6 protein-coding genes are annotated in these 9079 nt (G+C 59.4%); all 6 read right to left on the bottom strand.

The window, feature by feature from the left end:
* Window positions 1–26: 26 nt before the first annotated feature.
* The gene (locus tag DM374_RS16855; RefSeq protein WP_110970881.1) at window positions 27–2741 is read right to left on the bottom strand and encodes a host specificity factor TipJ family phage tail protein; all 2715 of its coding nucleotides are present in this window, start codon (window positions 2739–2741) and stop codon (window positions 27–29) included.
* Window positions 2629–3114: a hypothetical protein gene (locus tag DM374_RS33745; protein ID WP_110970880.1), complete on the bottom strand. Its 486-nt coding sequence runs from the start codon at window positions 3112–3114 to the stop codon at window positions 2629–2631. The genes DM374_RS16855 and DM374_RS33745 overlap by 113 nt, the downstream gene beginning before the upstream one ends.
* Before the next feature lie 2 nt (window positions 3115–3116).
* Window positions 3117–3596, bottom strand: a complete 480-nt coding sequence (locus DM374_RS16845; protein ID WP_110970879.1) for a DUF1833 family protein — start codon at window positions 3594–3596, stop codon at window positions 3117–3119.
* Entirely contained in the window at window positions 3593–4045 is a 453-nt protein-coding gene (locus DM374_RS16840) for a transposase (RefSeq protein WP_110970878.1), read from the bottom strand. The genes DM374_RS16845 and DM374_RS16840 overlap by 4 nt, the downstream gene beginning before the upstream one ends.
* A gap of 12 nt (window positions 4046–4057) precedes the next feature.
* Window positions 4058–8218, bottom strand: coding sequence for a tape measure protein (locus DM374_RS16835; protein WP_110970877.1), 4161 nt, complete (start codon window positions 8216–8218; stop codon window positions 4058–4060).
* Between the two features lie 311 nt (window positions 8219–8529).
* Complete coding sequence (locus tag DM374_RS16825) at window positions 8530–9054, bottom strand: hypothetical protein (protein ID WP_110970875.1); 525 nt, start codon at window positions 9052–9054, stop codon at window positions 8530–8532.
* Window positions 9055–9079: the final 25 nt, after the last annotated feature.

The raw sequence follows: 9079 nt of genomic DNA, 5'->3' as shown, positions 1-9079 counted from the left end.
TGGCGGGCATGCTCGTCAGGGTCCGGTCAGGCCGGCGGGAATTGGTCGTCGTAGGTGTAAACGCGGTCGTCGTAGGGCATACCTTTCATCGAAACGTTGCCGTTTGCTGGGTCTGCACTGGTGATTAGCGTCGGGTAAGCCCATTTGTCGCTAGGGCCGAAGAGGATATGCGGAGGCTCCAGCGGCCCATCGACAACGGGGTCGAAGTCGAGGGCATCAACTCGGGCGGTGTACTTATCGACAAATGTCGCCGGGAATGGCCCGGAAAGAGTGCCATCGAGTCGGCGGACGCCGATCCAGTGCTCCCCTCCAGCGCTGAAGTCCAGCGGTTCGGAGGATCGCAGCAAGGTGCCCCCGGACGTCACGCTGAAAGAGAGCAGGATCGAACTCTTGCAGCGCTTGGGCAGATCGTCCGCAACCGCAGCGAACGTAAGGTAACCGCTGTTCTTACCGTCCAGCTCGGTTTCCCAAGTGTAGGTGTCCGTGCGATGGATCTGGTGCCCGCGGCGGCGCATGCCGATCCGCCAAGCTCTCGTCTCATCACCGACCCCGCCGAGCTTCACCTTCTCGATCTTCGTACCTGCATCCCCAGGCCAGCGGCACTCAACCGTCTCCCATGCCCACGTGGTCGTCGAGTAGTACTCGACATCAACCCCGTCATAGTCGTTGATCGACGGCATGGATCCCGAGATCTTCAGCGCCTTCGTCATGTTCTGTGGCGAGTACGTCTGGGTTTTCGGGCCGTACTGGATCGCGTCGAAGATCGGTTTCAACTCATCCCTTGCCGGACGCAGGAGACCGTTAAACACCACCAGTTCCGCGAATCCGCAGGCGAGTGCGTTGTTCACCATTTCCTTAACGGTGATCGCGGCGTCGAGTGTTTCGTCGTAGACATCACCCCGAGCCACGCACTTGTTGTGGAAGGCTGTCCATTCCTGAAGATCGAAGTCGTCGTCTGTGTAGCCACGCTGCTTGAGCTGGTAAAGGCACCACGGCACGATATCCCGTGTTGGCGCGGCCGGAAGCCATGATCCGTTACTGTAGATTGGCAGGATGCACGTTGCTTCAGCGCTCACCTGGCTCTCGGACTGAGCTGACAATCGATCTCCGCCTCGAATATCTACGGACATCACGGTCAGTCCTGGGTAGCTCGTTGGCGAGCCCCGCATAAGGCCGCGAAGGTCATACCAGGTTGTATCGTCTCTATACTCTTCGGACGCACTTGGTACGCGCTTTATCCTGGCTTCGGCCCTCATCGGGTATGGCAGGACGATACGGTTTGTGAAGCCCTGCGCGTCTAGCGATCCTCCTTCATGAGTAACGGTTGAAACTGTCCATGCTCCAGCAATATCCATATCTCTGTATTCAAAGATATGGGTTGCTGGTATCTGGTATATCTGCCCCTCACGCCCAATTCCGGCAAGGCCATTTGCAAAGAAGACGCTGTACTCGATCTCTGTGATCTTCTCGTTTTCAGGGCAGCATGCAAACGGGCCTCGATATCCGCCTTCAAGGTTTGAAGGGTCGATGGATATGGTGGCCACGACCGACTGCATGAGATCGAATCCAGGCCAGTCTTCATCCTCGGCACCCTCGGAGGTCAGGCGCTCGACGGTCATGACAGAAGTGCCTATGCCGACGATACGATAGCGAAGGCCGCGAGGCCCGATGCTGGCCTGCCCAACGCCTGGAGATAAACCAACGACAGGACTTCCGCCCTCGTAGTCAAGCGTAATCTCTGCGGGATCACCGCCCGCTTCGGGCGTGTAGCTGTGGACCGTGTAGAAACCTGAATTGGTCCCGGCCACCTCGATCGCCATACCAGCGAAAGGAGCCACTTGAGCGAGCGGCCCCCTGACAACATCGCGCCCTGCACCTCCATCAATGACTTCGTACTGATAGGGGGCAACAATACGAATGATCAGGCCCGCCACCCAGTCCCCTGGGAAGGTTCCAGAGCCTGAGGGGATGCTGACAGTGTTACCGCTGAACTGGTATGCCGCAGCGCTTGCGGACAGCGTTAGCGCAGTTGAAACGGTGAGCTCTAGCCCTGCCGATCCGCTCGAGCTTGCTCCAACCTCTGGCGCATTGAACCAGTTGATATGAGCAGGATCTGCGGAGAGGTCCTGCCCCGGCTGATAGATTGTGAAACGCGCATCATCACCGAGTGCGATCAGCGGGGTTTCGCCCACCTTTATCTTGTTGACCGGAATCTCGTATCGCCCCTCGCCGACGTAAAGGAGCATTTCTACGCGCTGGTCGCGAGGCGCAAGAAAGCGTCGGCGCGGCTGGCACAAGTAAGAAGGATATGTCCTCTGGTATCCAGCAATCTGCCGAATGACATCGCCAAGCTTCACCTGGTTACCCTTTGCGCTAGCCTCGTTCAACGGTTTGCCTTGGCTGGTTCCGGCATTCGATGGTGCGCCAGGCATCTTCGGCATGATCGCCTTCAGGATCGCCTTCGCGCCCTTCATGAGGATCATCGAGTGGATGTAGATCTCGTCCAGGCCCTTGGGCTCTCGATAGATCTGCAGCAGGTCAGACGGCTTGAAGGAGACCTTGTGCCAGTCCGGCTGCTCGATGATCTCGTCGTTGAGCGCCACACTTATCGGCGGGCTCTCGCGACGCTCATACGACGGCGCCTGCTCTTTCAGCCAGGCCTCGATCGTCATGCGGCGATCGGTCTTCCAGATCCCCAGTGGTGCGGTGTCGCTGATCTTGTTCGGATAAAATTCGATCACGGTAATACACAACCTTGGGGTGGGCGGCTTCGAATTCGCCAGTAGTCCGGAGGCAGGCGCCGCCGGGGTTTGTGTCCAGCACCTTCAGCCGGCCATCTGTCTCGACCACCACTCCGACGTGAAGGCAGAGCTCGCCGCGGAACACTGCGGCAATCGCCCCTGGCTCCGGCTCGCACGGCTCCATTCCCAACCGAAGGTCGTGATAGGCGTGGGTGTTCTCACGAATCCGCCCTTTCCCTACGGCGCCCAGGCTTGGCAGGAGCGGCAACCCGAACACCTGGTGCCGGACAGCGATACACAGCCCCCAACAATCGAAGGCGAACGGACCCCTTGCACCCTCGCGATACGGGGCGCGCATGTAGTTTTCGATCATGGTCAGATGTACTTCAGGCCAGGTGCCAGATTGGTTGTGAGGACGTTGCGGAGGCCGTTCGTGTTCAGCAGGTCAAAGAACCCGCAGGTCAGCTTGGCGATGTCGTCTTCATACTCACGACTGAGAACAGTGAGCCGGTACCGCTCAGACGGAAATGACAGGTCTTCCAGGAGGTAGCGGCGGAAGGTGATGACCACCCGCTGCCCGAGGCTCTTTGCCTCCTCGACAGACTCCTGTACTTCGCCCGTGGTGTTATCCAGTCCCAGGACGATGTTCTGAAACCCGCTGTTGTCGTTCTTCGGCAGCGCGATATCCATCGCCAATGCGGTGAATGTGACGGTGCGTCCGTCCTCCGTTACGCACGTCCTGTCCGTGTAGCCAGAGCAGTACGTGTAGCGGTAGGTTGAGCCGATGGGAACCGCCTCTATCGTGTCAACGAACGTTCCTTTCGCCGACGCATAGCACTCTTCGATCAGGCTCATGCTTCGGGCCACTCCCGATTTGCAGCAACGTCGATGACGTTTTTGTTGAACCAGTATTCCGGGAATTGCTCCCATCCATCTGGAATCAGTGGGCGGTCTTTGAGCTCAAGCTGCGCCGAGTAGCGCCACCGAGATACCTGGGTCAGATCTGGCCCGTCGTAGATCTTCTTGAAGTGCGCCTGGTATGTCTTGAAGCCAGAAGGCAGCTGCAGAGTGATCTCGAACCACTCGAATCCATTGTTCAGTGTCCGCGCGTACCAGGCCTCGAAGAATCCAGCCTCTTCTTCACTGAAGTTGAAGTTGAAACTGACAGTAGTCGGCACGTAGTCATGAATAACTCGGTATCGGGTGCGTCCAGCGACCATAGGCGTAGAGCGCATGGGGTCAACCGTGGTCGCCCCATACCCCTCCTGTAACGGGAGAGGCAGTTGCGGTGGATACTGGATCATTGCCTCTCCTAGTTAGCCGCCGGACCGGCGAAGGCCGTATGCGCCCTCAAGCGCTTGTGACATCTCGCCACCGCCCCAAATGTCAGCCACGAAGGCATCGACCTGAACCGTTCCGTCGTCGCGAGTGCGCTGCTGGACGCTGCCGGCGCGCTGCTGGTCCTGGACCAGGTTGACGATGACGTTTGTCTGCTGGCTTGGCTGATTGGCGCCCTGACCCGACTGGCTGCGCATGACCGATATGTTCTCGCCAGCAAATGAAACACGCTCATTCGAGTTGATCGCCTCCAACAGCTCGCGATTGCGGGCGGTCGCCTTGGCGTTCACAACGAACTCTCCATTACTCAGCCGGGCCGGAATGCTGTCGGAGGTCCCGGTGCCGGAACCGGAGACGTAACCGCCGGTGCTGAAGCCCTTGATGAGGGCGAAGGCAGCTAGGAGCGCGGTACCACCGACGATGGCGGCGGCGCCGAACGTACCCACCGACGCCACAAGTGCAGCCGGAAGCCAAGCCGCGAGCGTTGTGCCAGCAGCGGCGACCTGAGCAGTTGTTGTTTTGGCGATAGCGGTCAGGCTCGAAGCGGTAGAAATTCCATCAGCAGTCACCTTGGCCGCGGCAACAGTCGCGGCTCCTGCGGACTCGGCAGTTTTCTGCGCGGCAATCCTTGCCATTTCCTCCGCAGCCATGACCTGACGGGTCTTTCCGAAGGCGATCTGGATTGCCTGATTGACCGCCCACTGCGCCGCCATCTGCCCGAGCGAATTTATGACACCACCGATCAGACTTCGGGTGATCTGCGAAACCGACTCGCCAAAAGTCTGACCATCGAGCGCCATCTTCTCGAACGCGCTGCCGACACCACTTGTGATGGTCCCGAAGGCGCTGGTGAACAGCGACTGAGTCTGCCCCGCCACGTTCGCCGCATTCGTCTGGAAGTTGGCAAGGGCCGCATTCCAACCGTTCAGCGGACTGGATATCGCCGCGTCGTACTGGGCGAAACCAGTTTGCAGGGCCTCCAATCGCTTGGGCAGGTACTCCTGCTCCAAGTCGATCTGCGCCTGCAGGTCCTGCCGCTGCTTTTCCGACGTGGCGTTGGCCAGTTCGGTGCGCAGCTGAAGGATACGGTCGTTGGTCTGCTGTTCGAGCTGCACGCGCTGCTGCATGCGCTGCGTCTGCTGGTCGCCCATTCCCACACCGGCAGCCGCGATGCTGTACTCGCTCCGCTGACCGGACAGTTGCCTCTCCAACTGCGCCCGGTACTGCTCGGCCTGGGTGAGGCCCTGAGCGCCCTTGATGGCGGCGGCGTAGTTGATCGAAGATTGAGCGAGTGCCTCGTTGTACTGCTCCTGCGTGATCTTGCCTTTCGATAGCAGAAGCTCAAGCTGAGACTGCCGCTCGACGTACTCTTGCAGGGCGAACCTGGCAGGTTGAGCTGCTCGGTACAGGTTGTCGAAAGCGCTTTGAGCCTCGTTCAACTTGCTCGACAGCCCTTTCTCTCCCGCAGGCTTCTTGGTCTTCTCGGTAGTATTCCCATCTATCTGGTCAAGTACCTCCTGGACCATCTCAGAAACCGTCTTGGTCTTAGCTGGGGCTTTAGCCTGCGCAGCAGGCTTGACCTGACCAAATGTTAAAAGACTTGCGCCTTGCAGGCTTTGCTTGGGCTCGTACTTCTCGACCAGAGAAAGTCCCTTGGCGTACCGAACGGTCTGGTCGATTACCGTTTGAATTGCGTCGACCTGACGCTTCGCGCTCGACTCAGCGTTCTCAGCCATTGTCTTCATGGAGCGCCCTTGGCTCTCCATCTGAGTTTTAATGGCCTCGGATGCTGTGATCGATGCAGTCAGCTGAACCTTCAGTCGCTCCTGGTCAGCCTTCTTCCCTTCCTTGACGGCCTCCTCGTATTTCTTGAGAAGGTCAGTCTGCTCGCCAATCAGTCGCGCATACTCGATCTGCCGGCTGTTGAATCCCGCCTTCGCTGCGGTGTATGCCGCTTCCTGTGCGGTATTTGCCCCAACCAAGTCGCGAGTCTGCGTCAGCTGGGCAATGTACTTATCCCAGGCTTGAGCGCCTCCACCAACAGCTGCCGCCGACGCCTTCTGAGCGCTCGCCAGAGATGTCGCCGAGCTTGCCGCCCCATCAGTTTCGGTCTTGCTGCGGCCGAGCAGGCGGGCGTAGTCATCAGCCTTCTGGTTGGTGGCAGAGTATTCGGCGCCGATCTTGACCAGTTCGTCACGGTATACGCCGGAAATTCGAGTGTTACTGGTCAGCCAGCCGGTCAGCGAGTCAAGCGATCGCTGGCCATTTCTTACCTCTTCGAACATGCGCTTGAAGGTGTCGGCCGACTCAATGCCGCTGACGCCAAGAGAGTTCAGGCCGTCGAAAGCGCGCGTGAAGTACTCATTCAGCGCGCCACCGGCATCCTTGGCCGCATCCCGCTGAGCCTCCATCCATTTCGCAGACTGGAAGCGCTGCTGCTCGGCGCTTAGTTCGCGGAACTTAGCGATCGAATCATCCAGCGTTAAGCTCTGGTCGATGAGTGCCTTGGTTGCTGTGTCGGTGCTAGATGCGAAGTAAATCGCAGCGCCTGCCGCAGCCGACAGGCCAAGCGTGATCAGCCCCAACGGGCCGCCGAATGCCGCCAAGGTGGCAGCTCCGGCAGTGCGACCAATAACGCCTTGCCGCTCGGCAGCGTTCAATGCGTTTTGCGCGGCAGTCTGCGCACCAAGAATGGCAACGCCATCGGTGCGGACAGCGTTGAGCGCGACGGTCTGCTGCCCTACAACCGCTCCAGTCGCGAGCTCAGCCTGGCGAGACGCTGCAAGCCTTCCTTCAGCTGTTGCCAACTGGTTGGCAATGGCGGCCTCGGCCGTGCGGATCTCAGCAAGCCGCGTGTGCGAGGCGGTGAGTCCAGTGTTCGTGATCTGCGCTTGCAGGCGCTGGATTTCTAACTGCCGGTCGGCAGCCAACTGCGCAGCCACAGCCTTTAGTTGCTTGACGCTGGAAAGTTCGGTTTGGGCTGCCGCCATCGCCTCGCTGCGGGCATAGATAGCCCGAGCCAGGGATGCCTCGGCCGTGGCGACAGTTACGCTATGGATGGCAACGGCTTCCGAGGCTGCTGCCAGCTCACCTTGCCGAGCGGCTACCAGTTGCTGATTGGCAGCCGCTGTATCTGCCAGCCTAGCCTTGGCAGACAGAGCCAGCGACGATACCAGCCCGACCCCTACTTTGGTTGCGTAGGCCCCGGCCACTGCGATCAGCGCATCTGTATTTTCGACGACGGTCTTCAGTCCATCGCCACCAACAGCAACAAGGCTTCCAAGACCATTGGCGATACGCTGGATGCCCATCACGACATCTGGCTGAGCCAAAGACTTTGCCAGTGCATCTACGGAACTGACGACAGGGTCGACATTGATCTGCCCGATGGCAGCCAGGAAGTTGTTCTTGAGCGCTTGCGAAGCTTGCTCAAACGTCCGTGGCATCTTCGCCAGTTCGGCGTTGAGCGACGTCAGTGATTTGAGAAGGGCATTGGTTACAACATCGCCGGTGATCTTGCCGTCTGCTGCAAGCTGGCGAATCTGGCCGTTGGTCACGCCCAGGTAGTCGGCCAAGGCACGGGTAATCCTCGGGCCTTGCTCCATGACACTGTTCAGTTCTTCGCCGCGGAGAGTTCCGGAAGCCAGGCCCTGGGAAAGCTGAATGGCAGCGTTCGAGGCCTCTTGCATCGTTGCTCCGGAGATCACGAACGCCTTGTTGAGCGCGTCAGTGACGTTGAGCATTTGTTCTTGCGTGTACCCGGCGCCGCGCGTGGCGTTAGCCAGCCGCGTGTACAGCGAAACAGTGGACTGAAGCGAGCTACCGGTGTTGTTGGCCATGGCCAGCAGCTTCTGGAACGACTCATTAGCGTTCTGCGATGAGGTGCTCACGAGAGCCAAGGAGCCCTGCATGTTCTTGAATGCGTCTGTCATCCGCAGGACTTCGCGCGCTACGGCGCCTACGCCAAGCGCCGCAAGGGCACTTCCAGCCGCGCGAGCAGCGGTACCGAGCCCACGAACATTCACTGTAGCCTCGCCACCTGCATCGCCCAAGCTGTTAAGGCTGGTGCGCAGTTGGTCGATCTGCTGCCGTGCGTTTCGCGAATCAATGACTATCGCGAGGCGGGATTCCTGAGCCATGCCTTTCTCCGGGCGTAAAAAAACCCGCTCGGCGGGCTATCGTTTCTTCGGCGGGGTGTTGGGCTTGACCTTCTCTTGCTGCTCGTCCCAATTCCGACGGAATTCGTCATCAAGGGCGAATATCGAGGCGTCGAACTCCTCCCGGCAGATTGCCGACGGGTATCGCTCGAGGTATTGGCCGATGATGGCTGGCGAGATAGGCGCAGGGGCACCAACCATGCCGACGTAGTGGCGAGACCTGCCGATGTGTCCGTAGGCCTCAAGGATCTCTGCAGTTACTGGGTCGATCTCTGGGGCTGCAGGAACAGGCTCTACGCCTTTAAGACGCTCTCGCTTCCAGCGGGCTTTCTCGTTCGCCTCGCCCGCCCAGTCTCTCCCCCAGCAGTAGGCTTCGACGGCTTTTTTGCTGTCTCTTTGGCGCGCTCCTCGGCCCGTGTGGCGATATCCGAGGCCACCTGCAGGGCCGTAAAGTAGACGTCCGGGCGCTGGACGATGAGCAGCTTCCCACGCTCCTGGGTGTACGGGGTGTCAACGCCTGGGTGCTCGGCCTCTTCAACACCCTTCCAGTCCAGGATGATGTGCTTGCACACCAGGTCGACCAGCATGTCATCCATGCTTTCGATATCTGGAATCTCAGCGTTTACTGGATCGAAACCGTCCGTGCCGACGCCATAGCGCGAGTCGACAATAGCCTGATGCCGCTGAATCAGGGCGTGGTGGGACTTGAATTTCGGGTTGCCCGCCGATCCGATCTTGATCTTTACGCCTGGGTCGATCTCCAACCAGCGCGTGCCTTCAAGGTCCAGCTTTGGAGCCTGGGAAATGACAAGAGCCATGGTATTCCTCTGCGGTAAAAGGCCC

Source organism: Pseudomonas huaxiensis, assembly GCF_003231275.1.
In the GTDB taxonomy this organism is placed as follows: domain Bacteria; phylum Pseudomonadota; class Gammaproteobacteria; order Pseudomonadales; family Pseudomonadaceae; genus Aquipseudomonas; species Aquipseudomonas huaxiensis.
The sequence above is the reverse complement of the archived record's forward strand: the minus strand, read 5'-3'. Positions and strand labels throughout refer to the sequence as shown.